This window comes from Streptomyces sp. Root1310 (assembly GCF_001426425.1).
Classification (GTDB): domain Bacteria; phylum Actinomycetota; class Actinomycetes; order Streptomycetales; family Streptomycetaceae; genus Streptomyces.
In genome coordinates this window covers 421,317-441,563 of record NZ_LMEQ01000030.1, presented here as the reverse complement: position 1 = coordinate 441,563, position 20,247 = coordinate 421,317, and the positions used below count along the sequence as shown (strand labels likewise).

Annotated in this window: 17 protein-coding genes and 1 pseudogene; 8 read left to right on the top strand and 10 right to left on the bottom strand. The window is 68.8% G+C overall.

The window, feature by feature from the left end; all coding sequences use genetic code 11:
• Positions 1 to 70 precede the first annotated feature (70 nt).
• The gene (locus ASD48_RS29170; protein WP_057604728.1) at positions 71 to 550 is read left to right on the top strand and encodes a carboxymuconolactone decarboxylase family protein; all 480 of its coding nucleotides are present in this window, start codon (positions 71 to 73) and stop codon (positions 548 to 550) included.
• A 225-nt stretch (positions 551 to 775) separates the two neighbouring features.
• Here ASD48_RS29170 and ASD48_RS29165 read toward each other — a convergent pair whose 3' ends face one another.
• The 5 genes from ASD48_RS29165 to ASD48_RS29145 all read right to left on the bottom strand — a co-directional run bounded on the left by ASD48_RS29165 (position 776) and on the right by ASD48_RS29145 (position 7,019).
• A complete protein-coding gene (locus ASD48_RS29165) occupies positions 776 to 2,419 on the bottom strand; it encodes a GMC oxidoreductase (RefSeq protein ID WP_079074036.1) in 1,644 nt (547 codons plus the stop codon).
• Between the two features lie 370 nt (positions 2,420 to 2,789).
• The gene (locus ASD48_RS29160; RefSeq protein ID WP_057604727.1) at positions 2,790 to 3,362 is read right to left on the bottom strand and encodes a hypothetical protein; all 573 of its coding nucleotides are present in this window, start codon (positions 3,360 to 3,362) and stop codon (positions 2,790 to 2,792) included.
• Positions 3,363 to 3,712: 350 nt separating this feature from the next.
• Entirely contained in the window at positions 3,713 to 4,540 is an 828-nt protein-coding gene (locus ASD48_RS29155; RefSeq protein WP_057604726.1) for a PIG-L family deacetylase, read from the bottom strand.
• A gap of 496 nt (positions 4,541 to 5,036) precedes the next feature.
• Positions 5,037 to 5,903, bottom strand: coding sequence for a GNAT family N-acetyltransferase (locus ASD48_RS29150; RefSeq protein ID WP_057604725.1), 867 nt, complete (start codon positions 5,901 to 5,903; stop codon positions 5,037 to 5,039).
• Between the two features lie 201 nt (positions 5,904 to 6,104).
• Complete coding sequence (locus ASD48_RS29145) at positions 6,105 to 7,019, bottom strand: hypothetical protein (protein ID WP_057604724.1); 915 nt, start codon at positions 7,017 to 7,019, stop codon at positions 6,105 to 6,107.
• Positions 7,020 to 7,076: 57 nt separating this feature from the next.
• On the opposite strand from ASD48_RS29145, the pseudogene ASD48_RS45650 reads away from it, so the two are divergent.
• The 6 genes and pseudogenes from ASD48_RS45650 to ASD48_RS29120 all read left to right on the top strand — a co-directional run.
• Positions 7,077 to 7,178: pseudogene (locus ASD48_RS45650) on the top strand (RNA polymerase sigma factor SigF); the annotation flags it as partial.
• Positions 7,179 to 7,545: 367 nt separating this feature from the next.
• The gene (locus ASD48_RS29140; RefSeq protein ID WP_057604723.1) at positions 7,546 to 8,766 is read left to right on the top strand and encodes a metallophosphoesterase; all 1,221 of its coding nucleotides are present in this window, start codon (positions 7,546 to 7,548) and stop codon (positions 8,764 to 8,766) included.
• 234 nt (positions 8,767 to 9,000) lie between these two features.
• On the top strand, positions 9,001 to 9,648 hold the full coding sequence (locus ASD48_RS29135) for a tetratricopeptide repeat protein (RefSeq protein WP_057604722.1): 648 nt from the start codon (positions 9,001 to 9,003) through the stop codon (positions 9,646 to 9,648).
• Between the two features lie 621 nt (positions 9,649 to 10,269).
• The gene (locus ASD48_RS42580; RefSeq protein WP_157880720.1) at positions 10,270 to 11,325 is read left to right on the top strand and encodes an NAD-dependent epimerase/dehydratase family protein; all 1,056 of its coding nucleotides are present in this window, start codon (positions 10,270 to 10,272) and stop codon (positions 11,323 to 11,325) included.
• 71 nt (positions 11,326 to 11,396) lie between these two features.
• Complete coding sequence (locus tag ASD48_RS29125) at positions 11,397 to 12,155, top strand: inositol monophosphatase (protein WP_057604720.1); 759 nt, start codon at positions 11,397 to 11,399, stop codon at positions 12,153 to 12,155.
• On the top strand, positions 12,152 to 12,937 hold the full coding sequence (locus ASD48_RS29120; protein WP_057604719.1) for a hypothetical protein: 786 nt from the start codon (positions 12,152 to 12,154) through the stop codon (positions 12,935 to 12,937). Before ASD48_RS29125 ends, ASD48_RS29120 begins: the two co-directional genes overlap by 4 nt.
• Positions 12,938 to 13,741: 804 nt before the next feature.
• On the opposite strand, the gene ASD48_RS29115 is transcribed toward ASD48_RS29120, so the two are convergent.
• From ASD48_RS29115 to ASD48_RS29095, 5 genes are all read right to left on the bottom strand, one after another.
• The gene (locus ASD48_RS29115) at positions 13,742 to 14,410 is read right to left on the bottom strand and encodes a Type 1 glutamine amidotransferase-like domain-containing protein (RefSeq protein WP_057604718.1); all 669 of its coding nucleotides are present in this window, start codon (positions 14,408 to 14,410) and stop codon (positions 13,742 to 13,744) included.
• 181 nt (positions 14,411 to 14,591) lie between these two features.
• Positions 14,592 to 15,275 carry a S1 family peptidase gene (locus ASD48_RS29110; protein ID WP_057604717.1) on the bottom strand — a complete coding sequence of 228 codons (684 nt, stop codon included), beginning with the start codon at positions 15,273 to 15,275 and terminating at the stop codon, positions 14,592 to 14,594.
• Positions 15,276 to 15,488: 213 nt separating this feature from the next.
• Complete coding sequence (locus tag ASD48_RS29105) at positions 15,489 to 15,794, bottom strand: DUF4241 domain-containing protein (RefSeq protein WP_199876003.1); 306 nt, start codon at positions 15,792 to 15,794, stop codon at positions 15,489 to 15,491.
• A gap of 98 nt (positions 15,795 to 15,892) precedes the next feature.
• The gene (locus tag ASD48_RS29100) at positions 15,893 to 16,555 is read right to left on the bottom strand and encodes a response regulator transcription factor (protein ID WP_057604715.1); all 663 of its coding nucleotides are present in this window, start codon (positions 16,553 to 16,555) and stop codon (positions 15,893 to 15,895) included.
• Positions 16,530 to 17,702, bottom strand: a complete 1,173-nt coding sequence (locus ASD48_RS29095) for a histidine kinase (protein WP_057604714.1) — start codon at positions 17,700 to 17,702, stop codon at positions 16,530 to 16,532. Before ASD48_RS29095 ends, ASD48_RS29100 begins: the two co-directional genes overlap by 26 nt.
• A gap of 175 nt (positions 17,703 to 17,877) precedes the next feature.
• On the opposite strand from ASD48_RS29095, the gene ASD48_RS29090 reads away from it, so the two are divergent.
• A complete protein-coding gene (locus ASD48_RS29090) occupies positions 17,878 to 20,148 on the top strand; it encodes an MMPL family transporter (RefSeq protein ID WP_057605038.1) in 2,271 nt (756 codons plus the stop codon).
• The last annotated feature ends 99 nt before the right edge of the window (positions 20,149 to 20,247 follow it).

The following is a 20,247-nucleotide window of genomic DNA, read 5'->3' as shown; positions in this document are numbered from 1 at the left end:
CCCTGCGACACCACGAGGACGCGCCTCCTGTCACCGGCCGGGGCCAGGGGCGAACACGAAGGAGTCCCGGATGAACCTCGACATCCCCGAAGGCAGGAACCCGATCGAGTACGTGTGGGGCGACATGGTCCCCGGCATCGGGCTCGCCGCCGCGAACTTCTCGCTGTCCGTCTACGCCCATACGACCCTGGGACTCCGCGAGTTCGAGGCGGCGCGGCTCCGGATCGCGCAGATCAACGGGTGTCTCTTCTGCCTCGACTGGCGGACCGAGCGGGACGAGCAGAAGGTCGAGGAGGAGTTCGCCGACGCGGTCGCCGAGTGGCGCACGACCGACGCCTTCGACGAGCGCACCCGCCTGGCCGCCGAGTACGCGGAGAGGTACGCCCTGGATCACCACGGCCTCGACGATGAGTTCTGGGACCGGATGACCGCGCACTACAGCCAGACGGAGATCGTGGAGCTGACCATGAGCCTCGGCTCGTGGCTGGCGTTCGGGCGGCTCAATCGGGTGCTGGGGCTCGACGCCATGTGTGTGCTGCCGGGGCACTGAGCCGGTCCGGGGCCGTCCGGCGAGTCCGGGCGGCCCTGGGTCCGTTCCTTGCTCAGTCCCCTGACGCTTCTTTCTCAGTGCTCATTCGTTCCCTGCTCAGTACTCTGTCGTTCTCAGTCCCCTGTCGTTCCCTGCTCAGTCCCCTGTCGTTCTGCTCGTTCCGCTCTCCTCCCTCTCCCGGGACGGGGTCCGTGCAGTTCCGGACAGCACGCGCTCGGGTCACCCCTACAGATCCGCGGCGATGATCGCTTCTATGTTTCGTTCGGCGAGTGCGGTGATGGTGACGAACGGATTGACGCTGGTGTTGCCCGGGACGAGGGCGCCGTCGATGACGTACAGGCCCGGGTGTCCGTGCAGGCGGCCGTAGTTGTCCGTCGCCTTGTTGAGCACCGCGCCACCGAGGGGGTGGTACGTCAGGTGGTCGCCCCAGATCTTGTAGGCGCCGAAGAGGTCGGTGCGGTAGATCGTCCCCTCCTTGGCGTTGATCTTGTCGAAGATCGTCTTGGCCATGTCGATGGACGGCTGCTTCCAGGCGGTCTGCCAGTTGAGGCCGACCGTCCCCGCGGCCGCGTTCCACGAGAACTGGGCACGGTTCGGGTTCTTGGTGATCGAGAGGTAGAAGGAGGCGTAGGTCTCGATGCCGGTGGGCAGCGGGGCCACCTCGGCGAACGCGCCGCCCGCGGCCCAGTTGTCGATGCCGGAGCACGGGATGGACGACTGCAGGGCGCCGGTGGGGTCCCACAGGTGGTTGGCGCGGCCGCACATCACATTTCCGTTGTCGCCCCAGCCCTTGCCCACCTCGCTGTTGAGGCCCGGCAGCGCACCGGTCGCCTTGAGCTTGACCAGGAGCTTGCTGGTGCCGACGCTGCCGGCCGCGAAGAACACCCGGTCCGCGGTGACGGTCTTGGTCGCGGTGGTGTTGCCGCTGGTGTCGAGTCGGTCGATGACGACCGTGTAGCCGCCTGCTGTTGCCGGGGCGACGGAAGTGACCTTGTGCAGGGGGGAGATGGAGACCCGTCCGGTCGCCTTCGCCTGGGCGAGGTAGGTCTTCTGCAGCGACTTCTTGCCATAGTTGTTGCCATAGAGGATCTCGCCCGCGAGCGCGGACTTGGGTACGGTCCCTGCGGCCTCCTGCTCCATGTAGTCCCAGTCGTACACGTCGGGCACGAAGACGAACGGGAAGCCCGAACGCTGGGCGTGCTTACGGCCGACCCGCGCGTACTGGTAGCAGTCGGCGGTCTCGAACCACGCCGGGTCGACCGTGGCGACGCCGAGACCCGCGTTGGCGCGCGGGTAGTAGACGGAGTACATCTCGTCGGCGTCGACCGACGGCAGGACGGCGCCGAAGTTCTCCCGCTTGGGAGTGACCGCCATGCCTCCGTTGACCAGTGACCCGCCGCCGACGCCCCGGCCCTGGTAGACGATGATGCCGCCCATCTCCTCGGCGTCCAGGATTCCGGTGTAGCGCGGGACGTCCTTGTCGATGGGGAAGCCGAGGAAGTTGCTGATCGGCTGCTTCGTCCTGGTGCGCAGCCAGAAGGACCGGTAGTCGGGACTCGTCGTGTTGGCGAAGATCTTGCCGTCCGACCCGGGGGTGTCCCAGGCCATGCCCATCTCGATCATGTGGACGTCGACACCCGCCTGGGCCAGGCGCAGAGCGGCCACCGAGCCGCCGTATCCGGTTCCGATCACGAGGACGGGGACATGCGCGCCCGGTTCGATCACCGCGGCTGCGGCTGTGGCGGCGGCGTGAGCCGGGACTGCATGCCCGGCGAGCGCGGCCGACCCAAGAAGAGAACCGGTTCCAGTGATGAATCTTCGACGGGATACGCCTCTCAGGCGCCTCCCACGTGGGGAATCGTCGTTCATGCGCGGCTCCTCACTCTCCATAGAGTGAGACGGGTTCTACTGATACCCACACGAGAAGTCACGCCATACCCTGAGGTAACTTTCAAAAGATCACATAATGGGCATCACGCGCACCGGCAGGTTCCAGATCAGCACCCCGCGGCACCGCGCCGCGCCCCCGGCCGAGGCCCCCGCGACGCCGCCCACCGCCACCCACGCCCCCGACGCCCGACGCCCGCTGGCGTCGGCCCGCCGGGCCCACGGCACCCGTCATCGGCGTCTCCACCGGCTCGCCCGCGCCCCGGCCCGCCGGCTCCTCGGCCCACTGGCCCGGCTCGTCAGCCGTTTGGGGCGGGGCGTCCGCAACCGTCAGGGTTTTGTGGCTACGGATTCATTGGGCGAACGTCTCGGCCAGGCGCACCTTGTAGCCGTCCTCCTCCATGAGGACGACGGTGACGCCGAAGGGGTTCGGGTGGTCCAACTCCAGAGGGATGAAGGAGTACGTGACGGCGGCCTGGACCGGCGCAACCAGTTCACCTCCGGGCTGGGGCGCGGGTGTCGGCAACCATTCGGGGACCACCGAGGTCTCGCCGTCGGGACCGCGGGCCACGACGTTCTCGGTGTAGGGGAACCGGTGCAGCACGTGCCCACCGCGGTCGGCCCGGACCAGGTTCAGGCATGGGGCCGGGCCGACGGCGGGCAGGCCGCAGGCGGTGGCGACATCGGCGGTCTCCCAGGCGAGCACGATCTCGTCGGCGCCTGCCGCGGCCGCGATGGTGGACAGCTGCGCGATGCCGGTGAGGGCGTCCTCGCTCGTCGTGAACGGGCGTGCCCAGACCATTCCGACCAGTTCGCCGCCCACGAGCGGCATGATGACCGGCCGGGGCGCAGCACCCTGCTCCAGGCCCGCGGCGCATGCGTTCTTCACCGAGTCGACCAGCGCGTCCCAGATCTGCCCGTCCATGGAATCCCTTTCAACACCAGCCGTCTTCGTGACGTCCGACCTTGTCACGCAGACCGCCGACCCGCCAAAGCGCCGGCCCTTCCACCGCGACCGGTAGGACGGGGACAGCGGCGAATCCGCTACCGGCAGCGGTGAAGCGGGGCCTGTCGCCGGGCCGCGCCGGTGGCTGCCGGTCACGGCGCCCCCGGCAGGCCCGGCAGGCCCGGCGACAGGACCACCCCACCTTCGCCCACGCATGCTCCCGGCCCGCGGTCGACCACCGGGCCGGACGCGAGGCCGGGCCCATGCCAGGACGGGGCCATGCCAGGACGGGGCCCTGCGGGCATTTCCCGCGCGCCGGGAAGGGAGGGTCAGCGCAGTCCGGCGAAGAGGTCGTTCTCGGGCACAGCCGCGCCGGTGGTGTCCTGGACACGTACGAAGGTCTCGACGCCCATCAACTCCGTGAACCTCTCCTGGCCCATCCTGAGGAAGAAGATGTTCTCGCCCTGGCTGGCGTGCGCGGCCAGCGCATCGAACTTCTGCCCGCCGAACACGGCGGTGTCCACCCAGGTGGTGATCTCCTCGTCGGGAAGCCCGATCTCGGCCATGGCGGCAGCCTCGGCGGGATCCGGCTCCTGCCCACCGAACTCGCGCATGACCTCCCCGAACCGTTGCATCATCGAGCGCGGCATCGTGGTCCAGTAGACCTTCGGTGTCAGCGAGGTCATCTCCAGCGCCGCCATCGTGATGCGGTTGGCCTGGATGTGGTCAGGGTGGCCGTAGAAGCCGTTCTCGTCATAGGTGACCACCACATCAGGCTGGTAGCGCCGCAAAAGTTCCGCGAGTCGGGCAGCGCCCTCCTCCACGGGTGTCTGCCAGAAGGAGGCCGGGGCGTCATTGGTCGGCCAGCCCATCATCCCGGAGTCGGCGTAGTCCAGAGTCTCCAGGTGACTGATCTTCAGGACCTCACAGCTGTCCTCGAGCTCTTTACGGCGCATCGAGGCGACGGACACCGGATCATGCCCGGGGTCGCCCGGCTTGACGCCCCCCGGGCCGTCACCGCAACCGCCGTCGGTACAGGTCACGAGGACTGTGCGAATGCCTTCCGCCGCGTACCGGGCGAGAACACCCCCTGTCCCGGTGGCCTCATCGTCGGGGTGGGCGTGTACCGCCATGAGCGTCAAGGGCAAGTTATTCATGAAACGGTCAGTCCTTCTGTGCGAAATAGCGTCGGTCTGGGGCCTGGGCGGGCGGCGGGCGGCGGGCGGCGGGCGAATGGAAGGTCGCCCCTCGCTGCCGGATGTCGGATGGCAGATGGCGGATAACGGGTGACGGGTGACCGGGCGAACCGCGGAACCGGGGGACCAGATCCCCCTGCGGACAGCCTGCGGGTCTGTGTGCCCCGGCCCGCGCCGCGCCGGTCGGGCTTTGACCGGTACAACAGCGCCGACAGGACGAGCTGTTCCCGCCGCACACCGGAAGATCCCCTGGGCTTTGGGTCTCACGAAAGCGCGGGCTCACAGCAGCCACGACCTCCTCGGCCCGACCAGCCCGGCATCCACCCCGGCATCCACCTCGACCCAGCCGACCGCGCCGCAGCGCATACTCGCCGACGGGACCGCCGAGGCCCCGGCCGCACCCGCTCCGCCGGCCTCCAGTCGGTCGGCACCCGCTCACCGGTCTTGTGGTGAGCCTTCAGGAGAACTTGTACCCGGCGAAGTCGGCGACGTGGACGTACCCGATGCGTTGGTAGAGGGCATTGCTGGTGGCGTTGTCCGGGTCCGTGAACAGGACGACGTCCGTCGCGCCCGCGGCCGACGCCGCCCAGCTCACCTCGACCGTCACGGCGCCCGCGTAGCCGCGGCCCCGAAGGCGGGCCGGGGTGTAGACGGGGTCCACTCGGACCATGCCGCCGACGATCGAGGTCGCGGCCGCCATCGCGACGGAGGTGCCGTCCGGGGTCTCCCAGAACGTGAAGTGCCTGTCGCCGAAACGTGAGTCGTCCCAGGAGCCGGCGTCAATCAAGTCGATGGAGGGCTGCTCCCCGACGTCGACGCAGAACTCACGGCACCACCGCACGATGAGCTCACGGTCCTGCCCGCCCGCGATGCGACCCCGGCCCTCAGGGCGCGGCCGCGGTGGGGTGAGCGTGCCAAGACGGTAGAGATGCGTCCGCCAGAAGGGTACCGGTGCTGCGCTCGTGTGCCGCCGCCATGACTCGGCGAAAGCGGCGGCCGTGTCGTGGTCCGCGATGACGTTGGAGGGCGCGTGGCCGAGTCCGGCCAGGTGAGCGGCGAGGGCGTCCGTCTGCTCGAAAGAGAGGGAGGTGAGGCCCAGGCGGCCGCGCGGAGTGAGATAGAGGATCGCGTGGACCTCGCCTCCCGTCTCCCGTCGGCCGAAGACGGGGGCTTCGGCGTCGTGATCGGCCGCCCCGCGTGTCCGCAGTTTCTCGATGTCCGTCAGCGCCGTGTTGTGCAGGGCGGGGCGCGAGCGCAGGAAGTCCCCGGCTCGGGCGAGGAAGTCGTCGACGTCTTGGGTGAGGTGCCAGCCATCCGGGAGCATGCTTCACGATCCCGGATGTCCCCGACTCGGGGGCACGTGCTCAACGCCTTTCAGCCACGTGGCGAGGCGATGGCAGCGGCAGTGTGATCACTCCGCCCGCCCCCACACATACGGCCGCCAGAAAGGAACCAACCATTGCTGTCGGTCCACTCCTCGTGGGTCGGCTCCTCACCGGCCGTACCGCCGGCCGGAGTCGGGTGTTCAGCGCACGGGAGTCAGTTCCGCCGGCTGCTGCGGCTGCTCCTCCACGTGCGCCGCAGACCCGCCGAACCATGCCACCGCGACCGCGCCCGCCACCGCAAGAACGAAGCCGAGCATCGCCATCCAGGCCAGACCAGCCCGTGAGGCGTCGCCGAGCCACAGCACGCCGATCGCGCCGGGCAACACGGTCTCGCCGACGACCAGGGCCGCCGTGGCCCCGTTGACCGAACCGATCTGCAAGGCGACGGTGTGCAGGTACATCCCGCCTACACCGGCCGTCACGATCGCGTACAGAGCGGGATCCGTCAGCAGGGCGGCCGGATCAAAGGGGGTGACGCCGTTCAGGACACGGACGCCCACGCCTAGCGCGCCGAATCCGAGTCCGGACAGCAGTCCGGCAAGGATCGCGGCGCGGGGACCGAGGAGGCGTACCGCGAGCGTGCCGCCCGCCATCAGAGCAAGCGAGATCGCCAGGAGCCACCAGTGCGTGGCGATCGGGATGCCGTGTCCACTGCCCTCCTCCCCCGCCGCCGTCGCGAGGAGAACGAGCGCCACGCAGACCACGCCGATGGCCGTCCACTCGGCGCGAGTCAGCCGGATACGGAGGAGCCTGACGCTCAGCACGGCGGTGATGATCAGGTTGGCGCTGATCACGGTTTGCGAGAGGAACAGGGGCAGTAGCCGAGCAGCCAGCGCACCCAGTGCGAAGCCCACGAAGTCCAGGACGGTACCGACGACGAATTCCCAGGTCATCGCCGCCTTCGCGGTGGAGGAGAGACTGGGCCCCCCGTACTGGGTGCTGGCATTGGCGGCCGCACCGCTCCGCGCGGACCTGCGGGACCCGATGGCTTGCAGGACTGAGCCTGTGCCGTAACAGACGGATGCCGCGACGGCGGTCAGCACGCCGATCAACACGATTTTGCTCCGTTCCTGACGGGCACCGACTCAGCGCCGTCTCGGTTGACGAGACGGCTTATGACCATGAACCGTTGCCTCGCTGTCAGCTTTGCCGCCCGCCCGTTCCGCAATCGGGGTGGCTGCGAGACGGAGGACGTCGTCCAGGTCGGCACGATCAGCACCCGATCAAGGCCATGATGAAGGCACAGCGTCAGCTCGGCGGCAGCCGTGGGCAGTGAGGCAGTGAGCCATCTCCCGGCATCTCCCCGCCATTTCCCGGCATCTCCCCGGGAGAGCCGTTCCCCGCAGACGGCGGGCTGAGCTCCCAGACCCTTAGCCGGCGCGCGGTATCGGTGGGCCAGGGCGCACGACGGGTGCGAAGCTGCCTGCTTGCACCGCCACCGTCACCGTCACACCGACGACCGGGCCGCTTCCCGCAATGAACCCTTCGCCCTGGGGGCCTGCCCCATGAACGCCGGTCCGGCCGCCCCGGGAGCCACCGGATACAGTGCGCGAGACGGCAGCCCGGTCAGAGAGGGGAAGCGTGACCGACACCAGCAACACCCGACCCGCCGACAGCGATGCGCAAGCTCCGCGGCCGAGCCGACTGCACCGCCTCATGCGCTACATCCCCTTGATCGCCCCCGTACTCCTGTGGGCCGTCCCCTGCTGGGTGCTCCTGTACACCGGCCAGCACTGGCCGCTGCCCTTCACGTCGGCCGGCACCGCTCTGTTCGTCCTCGGCCTCGTCGGTATGCCGCTCGCGATGGTGCGCGGCCACGGCCGTCGCCAGCAGGACCGGGCGGCGATCGTCGGTGACACCCTGCTGGGCACCAGCTGGGTTCTGTTCACCTGGTCGGTTCTGCTCGGCGTCTTCTTGCGGCCTGCCCTGACCTTGGCCGACGTCGGCGAGAGTCAGGACCGGGCCCGGATCGTCACCTGGGCCGTCCTCGGCACAGCCGCCGTGCTGCTCGCCTGGGGGTACGCCGAGGCCCGCCGCGTGCCACGCGTGCGTCGACTCGACGTGCAACTCCCACGGCTGGGTGCCGGGTTGGACGGCCTCCGCGTCGTCCTCATCACCGACACCCACTACGGCCCGCTCGATCGCACCCGCTGGTCGGCATGCGTGTGCGAGACGGTGAACACCCTGGAAGCCGACCTGGTCTGCCACACCGGCGACATCGCGGACGGCACGGCCGAACGCCGCCGCGCCCAGGCCACCCCCCTCGGAACCGTGCGGGCCACCTGGGACCGTGTGTACGTCACCGGCAACCACGAGTACTACAGCGAGGCCCAGGGCTGGGTCGACCTGATGGACGAACTGGGCTGGAAACCGCTGCGCAACCGCCATCTGCTGCTGGAACGCGGAGGCGACACCCTCGTGGTCGCCGGCGTGGACGACGTCACCGCCGAGTCCTCCGGCCTGGCAGGCCACCGCGCCCACCTCGCCGGAGCGTTGAACGGCGCCGACCCCGACCTACCCGTCCTGCTCCTGGCACACCAGCCCAAGTTCATCGACCGGGCGGCAGCCGCAGGCATCGACCTCCAGCTCTCCGGCCACACCCATGGCGGCCAGATCTGGCCCTTCCACCACCTGGTCCGCATCGACCAGCCCGCCGTCGCCGGCCTCAGCCACCACGGCCCCCGCACCCTCCTCTACACCAGCCGCGGCACCGGCTTCTGGGGCCCGCCCTTCCGTGTCTTCGCCCCCAGCGAGATCACCCTGCTCGTGCTCCGCTCCCCGAACCTGCCCGCCTCGATGTAGCACTCGAGGGGCCGACCCATCCGCTTGGAGCGGTCCCCGAGCCGAGGATCATGAGTTCCTTGTCGCGTCGGGACGTGTCGCCGTTGCCGCGCCTGTCCTTGCCGATGCGGATCAAGGGCGACGCGGGCGACAGGCGCTTGAGGGCCTCATGGCCTCTCCCCGAAATTGCCGAGTCCCGACGGGAGCGCGGGGATAACCTCAGCAGGCGAATCGTCCGACGGGGAGGGGCAGGACATGCCAGGGCAGGACTGGATCGAGCGTGCGGGAGAGCTGTTCGAAGCGGCGATGTTCGGTGGGGACACGTCCGCGCTGGACCGGTCCGACGACGCGCTGGACGCGATCGAGGCACCCCTTTGCCTGGCGCGGGGGAAGGTGTTGCACGTCCGCTTCCTGAACGCCGGCGCAGAGGACGGTCAGGAACTGGTGCTGTTCGAGCGCGCGGCCGAGTTGTACCGGCGTCTCGGGGACGCATCGGGTGAGGCGGACGCGTTGTTCTGGGTCGGCTGCTGGCATCAGGTGGTGAAGGGCGATGGGGCCACCGGCAGGCCGTACTTCGACCGGTCATACACGCTGGCGAAATCCGTCGACGACCGGATGACGATGTCCTACGCGATACGCCATCTCGGCTTCGCCGACAGAGATGCGGGCCGGTTCGACCAGGCCCGCGAGCGGTTGACCGAATCGGTGACGCTGCGCCGGGAGATCGGCTTCAGGCCCGGGGAAGCAGCCGGTCTGGTGGCCCTGGCCTACCTCTCGGCCGAGACCGGCGACCGATCGACGGCGCTCGACCACCTCGATGAGGCCGAATCGGTCGCCGAGACGTGTGGCGCCAAGGCGGTGTCGGGGTGGATCGCGCATGCCCGCACGACCATCCGCGCCTAGGGTGCGTGGGCAAGTGCCGGTGACAGCCACTCATTGAGAACGGCGACCAGCACGGTCACCTCGTAGCGGACGGCGAGATTGTCGTCCCTCGCGGCCGCAGTCCGATGGCGATCGAGGCGGTTGATGCCGCATTCGATCGCGCGGCGCTCGCGACAGTCGGTATTGCAGAACTTCGGCGACCAACCCCCTCGGAAGCCGAGGTTCTGGCGCTCTCATGGCCAGGCGGGTCGGGCAGGCGGCCATGGTCGTCCCGTACGAGGACGGACGGGTGCTGTTCCCGCAGCCCCGACCCGTCCTGGAAACTGCGCCGACACCACCCACGCCCGGTTGGGTCCGGCCGTCCACTGGGCAGAAAGGCGCGCGTATGTCATCGCGGCAGACGTGACCCCCGAGCCCCATCCAAGTTCTCAAGTCGCACCACCAACCCTGCACGAACTCGTTAGTTGGCGTCTGCCCCCGGAGACTCACACAAAAAGAATCAGCCACAATACGCAGAAGACTCATGCAGAACAGCAGAGCGAGCCACGGCCGGGTCTCCGAGTGGCTGAAATAGTTTCCTCACGAGCCGAATCGATTCCTCCCTGTTCGAGACCCTGGTCGCTCATTCCGCAGTCGGCTACCATGCTGAAGTTCGAGTCGATTTCCGTTCCCGAACACAGGGGGAAGCCGGTGGCCAGCCGGGTGTTAGTCACTGGTGCCGGCGGGTTCATCGGAGGGCATCTGGTGAAGTCGCTTCTGCGTACGGGGCACGCGGTCGTCTGTGCCGACGTGAAGCCGAGAGAACGCTGGTGGCAGTGGTTCGAAACGGTAAATCACGTGGGCGATCTCCATGATCCGGTCTTCTGCCGCAGCCTGGTACGAGGCGTCGACACCGTCTTCCACCTCGCGTCCGACATGGGCGGTATCAGCTATATACGCCGTCATGATTTTGACTGCGCTTCATCGGCCGCCATGACGATCAATCTGTTGCGCGCCAGCGCCGCTTGCGGCGTCTCCGATTTCGTCTTCACGTCGTCGGCCTGTGTCTACCCGCAGGCGCTGCAGGGAGCGGATCCGAGTCCGCTGTCCGAATCACAGATCCACCCGGTGGAACCCGAGGGCGGCTACGGCTGGGAGAAACTTTTCTCGGAGAAACTCTGCGCTTACGCGAGCCAACGGATACCAAACATCAGAATCGCCCGATTATTTAACGTATACGGGCCCCAGGGCGCCTGGAACGACGGCCGAGAGAAGGCACCGGCCGCCATCTGCCGAAAGGTGGCCCTGGCTGCACTGAACGGGCAACCCCGTATTCGAATCCACGGCGACGGCACACAGATCAGAAGCTTTCTCCACGTCGACGACTGTGTTGCAGGCCTGCTGCGGCTAGTGCGGTCCACCTGCAGCGACCCGGTGAACCTCGCGAGTACCGAACTGGTGTCGATCCGCGAACTGGCCGAGCTCGTCGCGACGCAGGCAGGCATTCGGATAACAATATCTTTCGACTCGTCGATGCCTTCCGGTGTGCAGGCACGCGTTCCCGACATCACGCGAGCGCTTCACCGGTTGGAGTGGCATGCCACCATTCCGCTGACAGAAGGCCTCGGCGCCACATATCAATGGATCGACAAACAGGTGACGAGCGCGCGGAAAACCTCTTCTCACGACTCCGGATGGAGTTTCTCCGAATGTCAGTGATGGGCATGAGTGTCAATTTTTCTCACATCGAAAAGGAACTCGACAGGCTCTTACGGAGCCTCAGGGGAACGGTGTTCGAACCGTCCGAGGTCACCCGGGCGGGCTCGAACGTCCAGACAGATCTGGATCAGCGGACCGACGACTACCTCCGGCACTCCCTGCGCTCGATCGCAGACGTTCCGGTCATGTCGGAGGAGCGTCCTCAGGAGTACTTCGGGCGGTCCGGTCACTGCTGGATCGTCGATCCCATCGACGGCACACTGAACGCCATCGCCGGGACCGACGACTTCGCGATCTGCGTCTCCCTCGTTGACGCGGCCAGCCTGAGGTCGCTCGCCGGCGCCGTCTATCTGCCCAAGACCGATGTCCTCTTCAAGGCCGCGCACCGCAAAGGTGCTTTCTGCGACCAGAACGCGCTCGGCCCCTCGCAAGCGGGCGCCTGGCAACAGATCAAGGACCGCCAGAAGATCGCGTCCTTCGGTGTCCCCAAGGACGGGCCGGCCGTCGCCCGCCGCATGTCCGACGCACTGCGCGAGCTGTATGCGAAGGGGTGGGTGACGCGGCAGACGGGGGCGGCATCCATCGACATCTGCCGCGTGGCCAACGGCTCCTGGTCGGCGTTCTTCGAATACGGCCTTATGTACTGGGACTTCGCCGCGGCCTGCCTGATCGCCGAGGAAGCCGGCTGCTCGGTCCACGCCGTACCGAGCGCGCCGCACGAGCCGGACCGGATGCCCCTGGAGTACGACCTGATCGTGGCGAGGACACCTGAGATCATGAGCGAGATCGCCCTGGCGACCGGACTTTCGTACCCTGCGAGTCACGAATGACCGTCCTGAGCACCGTCGTATCGGTCATCGGCACCCTGCCCGTCGTAGCTGCGGTGTGGTACTGGTTGCAGCGCTTCCAGCGCGGGCGGCATTTTCTTCAGTTCACCTCAGCCGGGCCGATCGACCTGGTGCTCACCACCTCTGCGGTGAACGAAGCGGTGCACGGCGTCCCCGCCAGTCGGCCGTTGACGGGGTACGGCCAGGTGCGGGCGGTGGCGAGCTGCGCGGGAGTACTGGCCTCGCTGTATCCGCGCAAGGACGTCCTCATCCACCTCAGCGGCTTCATCAGGAACCGGCTTGACCGCGACCTGGTCATACTCGGCGGCCCGGCGAAGAACGAGGCCGCCCGGGCCATGCTGGAGGACCTCGCACTTCAGCACGACATAGCGGACTTCGTCTTCGACGACATCAACGACAAACTGAAGATCGAGCTGCGCAACCGCCTGCCGTTCTCCATAGATTCCTTCGCGCCACAGATATCGAACGGCTATCCGACCAAGGACTACGGGCTGATCGTCGTTTCCTTCCACCGCGGGCAGGGTGGCAAGTACTACCGCCGGATACTCTGCGCCGGCTTCACCACCTACGGCACGTTCGTCGCCGCCGAGTACCTCTTTGGTGACCTGATCAAGATGTCCGGGCGGCGACTGGCGAAGAGCATGGGCGCCGGCCGCATCAGAAGGCGATTCTGCTTCGTCGCGGTCGTCTCAGCCCGGTTTTCGCAGGGCGAATGCATGGAGATCCAGCCCATCTACCTGGCGGATCTCAAAGTACTCGTCTGATGGCACGCGTATCACGGTGGGGCAAAGGTTGGAGGCTGGAAGGAGCCCACGAGTCATCCGCCTCTCCAACAGCTCCGGGTTCACCCGCGGGTGACCGTGTTCTACCAGTGGCGAAGCGCCATAGCGTCGGCCGTCAACGAGCCACCACACTGGGGACAGGTTGGTACCGCCCCGGTCGGTACCCCTGCGAACGCACCCCTTGGTTCCCGGCGACCTGAGCCCTCGGCTTGGGAAGCTGCCGAACTGTGGGGCTTGTTGAGGTGTTGGCCTGGGCGTACGGCTCAAATGCCGCTATTGAGGGACGGGCAGGTTTCACCGTGACCCCCCGTTGTTCCCCGCTGGATCTGGTGCGGTTGCGGTGCGGGCTACGCGGCCTGGCTTTCTGGCAGCCATCCGCCCCATCACGACGACGATGACGACCGGCGCGAGGCTCAACACTTCGGACAGGGCCACGACTGGGAATGGGGCGCTCAAAGCTCGGGGGAGCTTGCCCAGTGCTGCGACACCGATGAACAGGGGAAGCCACACACGGAAGAAGCGGAAGCGAATGGCGTCTGCGCCGCGGCGTACCCGTTCTCGCTCCATGAGGCGCCAGTAGGCGGCGACCAAGACGAGAAGGGCGCCGATGCCCACGACGCCCCAAGTCAGTACTGTCACGATTCCCTCACCACTCCCTCAGCGGCGGATACCGCGCTGAGGATCGACCACCATGGCCACGCCCGTCGACTCGTCCCAGGTATGTGGGTTCCTGGCCCGACCGATCATCGTCCACATGCCGTCCGGGGCTCTCCGCCACCGGTCGAGTCACGGATGGAACCGCCACCGGCCTTCAGAAATGACATCCACCTTGCCGTCCCTGACGCGAACGGCCGTGTCGTCGTCGATGAAGTAGATCGGGAAGTCCGCCCGCCCAGCGATGCGATCTGCCCAGGCGTCGTCCCGCTCGGGGAAATCCGGCGAGTACAGGTGAGGCTTGAGATACCAGTCGAAGAGGCCGAACGGCGGCTCCAGGGTCGTCGCGCCGAGCACGTGGAGGTCCGGGGTGTCTCCGATGACGTCTGCGGAGTGTTCGGTGAGATGACGGCTGAAGATCATTGATCCGGCGCTGACCCCCACATAGACCCGCTTCTCCAGCGCCTCCAGGAAGCCGTCGGCCAGGCCGTTGCCGGTGATGCTGCGCGCGAGATGGTAGTGGCTGCCGCCCTCGACATAGATGACGTCGGCGTGGAGCAGACGGTCGAGCACCATCTGCCGGGGCAGGCCGTTCAGCTCCAGGACGTCGAACTCCCGCCAGCCGAGGCCGTGCAGCCGGTTCATGTCCGCGACGACCCATCCGTGGTCCCCGGGCTCGGCGACCGATGCAGTGGGAACGAACACGACGTTCGCCGATCCGAACGGCTTTCCCAGCATGTCCCGCAGCGCATCCCGCAGTGTCTCGTTGCGCAGGCCACTCGCCGTCAACAGAAGGTTCATCGGGCGAGCCAAGCACGGCTGACGGGCGCACGCAACGAACCCGGGATCCTCCAACACCGCCATGGCACCGCCGCATCAGGAACAAGCACTCATAGCTCACTGGATCATGCCGTTCGGGGGGCGGGCCGCAGTCGTACGGGAGGAGGCGGCCCACGTCGGGCCTCAGGCGGCCGCGGGATGGTCAGTACAGTGTCAGGCCGAAGACCGAGAGGACCTCCGCGACGGGCTGGTAGTAAGTGACGCCACCAGACGCGCAGCTGCCAGAGGAGCCCACCGCGAACCCCAGGGCGATCGACCCCGAGTACGCCGGCGCTCCAGTGTCGCCCGGTTCCGAGCACGCGGTGGAGCGGAACAGACCGTGGACCGTGCCCTCGGCGTGGTTGACCGTGACGTTGACCGCGGTCACCGTCCCGCAGTGGACGCCGCTGGTCCGTCCGACGTGGCAGACGGACTGCCCGATCGCAGGGTTCGCGGCCCCGGTGACGTCCTGGTAGACGCCCCCGCCCAGCGCGATGTCACCGGGGAGGACCAGCGCGCTCGTGGTGTAGCGGACCACGCCGTAGTCGTCGATCGGGTAGGAGGCACCCGCGGTGACACCGACCGGCTGGGTGTGAGCCGCGTCCGCGTACCAGGTGGTGGCGTAGGTGCCGGAACAGTGACCCGTCATGACGGCGTAGCGGTTGGTCCCGCTCGCCGCGTTGAAACCGACGACACACCGGGCGCCGGTGGCCGCGTACAGCAGGGTGCCCCCGCGGATCGTCGGCACCTGGACGGCTGTGGCGCCCGTACCGGTGCCGAACAGCAGGGCGACCACCGCTGTCACCACCGTGGTGAACATCGTCAGGCGGGTGTGCGGACGTCTCACGGCCCCTCCAGGGGAGTCGGTCGTCTCGTGCCGGTCAGTGCCTCCATCGTGCGGGAGGCGGAGTCCGCGGCGACAGACGCGGTCCAGCCGTACCGCCGTCCTCACCGGCGGTCCCCACCGGCCCTCCTCACCGCCGTCCGGTCCGAACCGACCGCTTTCGAGCGCCGACCGGCCCGTGTCAGACCCATCGGCTCCAGCCGCCGGGAGGTCCCGTCAGTTCCAACGGCGGCTCCGGAGCTCTTCATTGAACGCAACGATGTCGGCGATCTGGGCGTCGATGAACTCGCTGGTGGAGCCGGGGCTTGTGAAGGGGGCGTCCCGGTGGTCGTCCACGTGAGGGGAGAAGGGTGACAGGCAGGTGGCGGAGCGCGCCGTCGGCGGCAGGGTGTCGGCGTCGTGGAGAACGAGCATGTCGGCGACCATGCACGTGACGGCCCCATCGGCGTCGCGGCCGATCCACACGGGGTAGCTTCCGTCTCCGCGACCGCTGGGGTATGCGATCAGGTTGGCGCCGCTCACGGGGTCGGAGACCGTGCACGAGTGCAAGTCGGGCCCCAGGGCGATCCTTCCATCTGCTGCTCTTCGAAAGACTCATGGGACATGGCCCGGCACCCGGCTCAGGTTCCCGGGAGGATACGGCGCGTTTCGTAGGCCCACATCGCGATCTCGACCCGGTTGCGGGCGCCGAGTTTGGCCATCAGGCTGGCCAGATGCGTCTTCACCGTGCTGAGGCTGATGTGCAGCGCGTCGGCGATCTCGGTGTTGGTCAGCCCGCGGGCGACGGCGAGGAGCACCTGCTCCTCGCGGGCGGTGACGGGTGAGACCGGCTGGGCCGCGGGCCGGCCGGCGGGCAGGTCCGCGAATGTCTGGAGCAGGCGGACGGTGACGCTGGGCGCGATGAGCGCCTCACCGTCGGACGCCGACCGTACGGCCTGCGCCAGAAGGTCCGGTCCGGTGTCCTTGAGGAGGAATCCGCGGGCGCCGGCACGCAGTGAGCCGTAGACGTACTCGTCGAGGTCGAACGTGGTGATGACGACCACGGCCAGCGGGTCGGCGACGCCCGGGCCGGCGACCAGCCGGGTGGCCTCGAGCCCGTCGAGTACGGGCATGCGGATGTCGAACAGGCAGACGTCGGGGCGTAGTTCGCGGGCCAGACGTACCGCTTCGCGCCCGTCGGCGGCCTCGCCGACCACCTCGATGCCGGGCTGGGCGTTCAGCATGATCCGCAACCCGGTGCGGATGATCGTCTGGTCGTCAGCGACGAGGACGCGAATGGACACCGCTCTCGCTCCTCGCTCTCGGCAGTTCGGCTTCGACATGCCAGCCCCGGTCGGTACCCGGGCCGGCTCGTAGTGTGCCGCCGAGCGCGGTCGCGCGCTCGCGCAGTCCGGTAAGTCCGTATCCGTCGCGACCCCGGCCGGTGCGCCGGCCGTTGTCGCGCACGCTCACCCGTACCGTGTGCCGTTCCGCGGCGACCCGAACGACGAGCTCGGTCGCGTCGACCGCATGGCGCAGCGCGTTGGTCACCGACTCCTGCACGATCCGGTAGACGGCCGCGTCCACGGCCGGGGGCAGCGCGTCCAGTTCGCCGTCGAGCCCCAGGTCGACCCTGAGGCGACCACCCGGGGTGCGCACCAGGCGCTCCAGATCCGCGACCCCGGCAGGGGGCGCCAGCTCGGCACCGACCCCGCGGTCCCGCAGCGCGGCGACCATGGCGCGCATTTCCTCCAGCGTGCGCGCCCCTTCCTCCTCGACCCCCTCCAGTGCCTCGACGGCGGCGGACTGGTCGGTGCCCGCGAGCACCCGGCCCGCCTGGGCGATGATCACCATGGCCGACACGTGGTGGGCCACCGTGTCGTGCAGTTCCCGGGCGAGCTGCTCGCGCTCGCGGGAGCGCACCTGCTCCAACTGCCGCTCGCGAGCGGTCACCCGGAACCGCACGGCAGCCCCGACCACGCCGGGCAGCAGCAGGAAGACGAAGCCCACGACATTTTCGACGACCGGGGTCTCGTCCGTGACGGAACACAGCGCGCTGGCCGCGAGGGTCACCGCGCCGCCCAGTACGATCTCGCGTCCCGATCCCCACCGGGGCAGCGCGTACACCAGCACGAGCACGACCGCGCCGGTGTACAGGCCGACGGGCTCGCGCGGTGCGGCGACGAGCCAGGCCACCTGAAGCAGGATCACCGAGCCGAACGACAGCGTCACCATCGCCAGCGGGCGGGTCCGGCGCCACAGGAGCAACAGGCACAGCCATACGGCGAACACCACCGCCACCGGCCGCCACACGACGTTCTCGCGCAGGGTGGCCTCCAGCGCCACACCGGCAAGGCCTGCGGCGAGCAGCGCCCAGTCCCGCCGCACCCGGGCGGGCGCGTCGGGCGGCCGGGGTTCGGTCCACAGGGTTCGCAAGTCGTCTCGGAGCACGGTTCTCAGCCTAGGGACCTTGGCGTGCCGCACATCAGCCGAAAGGACGGGTCGTGACTCCGCCCCGGGGCCGACGGATCCGCGGCCCGCGGGCCGATGCCGCGGAGCGCCGTGGCGACGAGCCTCGGCATCGGCGGCCGTACAAGGACGGCCGACGAAGTGGTTGGAGGACCCGATGCTCTCGAAAGCCCTGTTGCGCCTGGGCGCAAGCGCCGCCCGCCATCCCTGGCGGGTGATCGCGGCATGGCTGATCGCCGCCACGCTTGCCGTCCTCGCCGCGATCGCCTTCGGCGGGCGAACCGCGGACTCGATGACCGCTCCGGGGCTGGACTCCCAACGGGCCGCGGAACTGATCGAGCGGGCCGGCACAGGCCAGGAGGGGATGACCGCCCAAGTGGTCGTCACCCCCCTCGACGGCGGTGCGACGTTCTTCGACCACGGCAGCGCGCGCACCGCTCTGACGCGGCTGCAGAGCGAGGTGAAGCGGCTTCCGCACGTGCTCGGCACGAGCGACCCGGCGGGGGCACTCGACGCGGGCGGGGACACCGCCGTGCGCGGCGGCCTTGTCTCGGCCGACGGGCGGATCGCAGTCGTCCGGGTGCAGTATCCCGACCAGAGCCGGCTGTCGGCCGAGGACCTCGACGCCCTCGTCGATGTCGGCGACCGGCTGCGCGCCGAGCTGCCCCTGCGCATCGAGATGGGCGGGAACCTCTTCTACGTCTTCTCCGACCCCGACGGCGGCGCGAGCGAGCTGATCGGCCTCCTCGCCGCGGCCGCGATCCTGTTCCTGGCGTTCGGTTCGCTCGTCGCCGCCGCGCTGCCGATCGGCATGGCGGTCTTCGGGCTGACCATCGGAGTTGCCACGATGACGGTACTGGCGGGGGTGACGGACGTCCCGGCCTTCGCCCCCGTACTGGGCAGCATGGTCGGGCTCGGAGTGGGCATCGACTACGCGCTGTTCGTGCTCGCCAGGCACCGGGAGTACCTCGCGCGCGGACTCGATCCCCACGAGGCGGCGGGACGAGCGGTGGCCACGGCGGGGAGGCCCGTGGTCTTCGCCGGCGGCGTCGTCGTCGTATCGATCCTCGGCCTGGCGGTCGCGAACGTGCCGTTCATGACGGTGGGCGGGCTCGCCGTCTCGATCGTCGTCCTGACGATGGTGCTCGCGTCGGTGACTCTTCTGCCGGCCTTCCTCGGCGCGGCGGGCCCACGCCTGGCCCGGGCCGGCCGGATCGGCCGGGCTCTGCGGACCGGGAAGCTGGGCCGACTCGCACGGCGGCGGGACACGGTGGCGGGCGCCGCTCCCGCCGCCGGTTGGCGGCGCTGGATCGGGCACGTCAGCCGGCACCCGGTTCTGTACGCGATCGGCGCGGCGGGGCTGCTGCTGACCGCGACGCTGCCCGTGCTCGGCCTGCGCGTCGGCCTGCCCGACGACGGCTCACTGCCCCACAGCCGTACCGAGCGTCGGGCCTACGACCTCGTCGCCGAGGGGTTCGGCCCGGGCACCAACGGTCCCCTCGTCATCGCCGCGGACCCCACCGGTGATCCGGGAGTGCTGGAGCGACTCGTCGGGGCGGTCGCGGCGGATCCGGGCATCGCATCCGTCGCGCCGACGCACATCGATCGGGCCACCGGCATCGCGACCCTCGTGGTGTTCCCGACCACCAGCCCTCAGGACAAGGCCACGGCCGACACCATCGCCCGGCTGCGCACCGACGTGCTGCCCACGGCGATCGGGCACGGCCCGGCCAGGGCCCACGTCGGCGGCGCCGCCGCGAGCCTGTCCGATGTGGGCCAACGCACCAGCCAACGCCTGCCGGTGTTCGTCGCCGCCGTGCTGGCGATGTCGTTCCTGCTGCTGATGCTGGTCTTCCGCTCGATACTCGTACCGCTCAAGGCGGTACTGCTGAATCTGCTGAGCATCGGCGCGGCCTACGGCATCATGGTCGCGGTCTTCCAGTGGGGCTGGGGAGGCACACTCATCGGGCTGGAAGCGACGGTTCCGATCGTGTCGTTCATCCCGATGTTCCTCTTCGCCATCCTGTTCGGCCTGTCGATGGACTACGAGGTGTTCCTCCTCTCCCGCGTACGCGAGGAGTACCTGCGCACCGGCGACAACGGCACGGCGATCGTCGAGGGCGTCTCGCGCACCGCCCGGATCATCACCTCGGCCGCCTTCATCATGGTGGCGGTCTTCCTGTCCTTCGCCGTCGCCGAGGACCCCTCCACCAAAATGTTCGGGCTCGGCCTGGCCACCGCGATCTTCATCGACGCCACGGTCGTACGCATGGTGCTGGTACCGGCGACCATGACACTCCTCGGCCGGACCAACTGGTGGCTGCCGAAGTGGCTGGACCGGATGCTTCCCCGCGGCCCGGTCGCCACCGACGACACCGACGCGGAATCCACGGGTGAGGCCCCGCGTCCACGGCTGGTCGACCGTTGACTCCACTCCTGCCCGCCCTTGGCGTCCGGCACCTCAGCGCGTCGCCTTGAACTCCCAATCCGGATCGGTCAGTTGCACTCGCGTCACGTAAAGCCGTCT

Bases quoted from the DNA above. Each gene is read 5' to 3' on its own strand.
- ASD48_RS29170 (WP_057604728.1), top strand. From the start codon at position 71: ATGAACCTCGACATCCCCGAAGGCAGGAACCCGATCGAGTACGTGTGG.
- ASD48_RS29165 (WP_079074036.1), bottom strand. From the start codon at position 2,419: ATGAACGACGATTCCCCACGTGGGAGGCGCCTGAGAGGCGTATCCCGT.
- ASD48_RS29160 (WP_057604727.1), bottom strand. From the start codon at position 3,362: ATGGACGGGCAGATCTGGGACGCGCTGGTCGACTCGGTGAAGAACGCA.
- ASD48_RS29155 (WP_057604726.1), bottom strand. From the start codon at position 4,540: ATGAATAACTTGCCCTTGACGCTCATGGCGGTACACGCCCACCCCGAC.
- ASD48_RS29150 (WP_057604725.1), bottom strand. From the start codon at position 5,903: ATGCTCCCGGATGGCTGGCACCTCACCCAAGACGTCGACGACTTCCTC.
- ASD48_RS29135 (WP_057604722.1), top strand. From the start codon at position 9,001: ATGCCAGGGCAGGACTGGATCGAGCGTGCGGGAGAGCTGTTCGAAGCG.
- ASD48_RS42580 (WP_157880720.1), top strand. From the start codon at position 10,270: ATGCTGAAGTTCGAGTCGATTTCCGTTCCCGAACACAGGGGGAAGCCG.
- ASD48_RS29120 (WP_057604719.1), top strand. From the start codon at position 12,152: ATGACCGTCCTGAGCACCGTCGTATCGGTCATCGGCACCCTGCCCGTC.
- ASD48_RS29115 (WP_057604718.1), bottom strand. From the start codon at position 14,410: ATGAACCTTCTGTTGACGGCGAGTGGCCTGCGCAACGAGACACTGCGG.
- ASD48_RS29090 (WP_057605038.1), top strand. From the start codon at position 17,878: ATGCTCTCGAAAGCCCTGTTGCGCCTGGGCGCAAGCGCCGCCCGCCAT.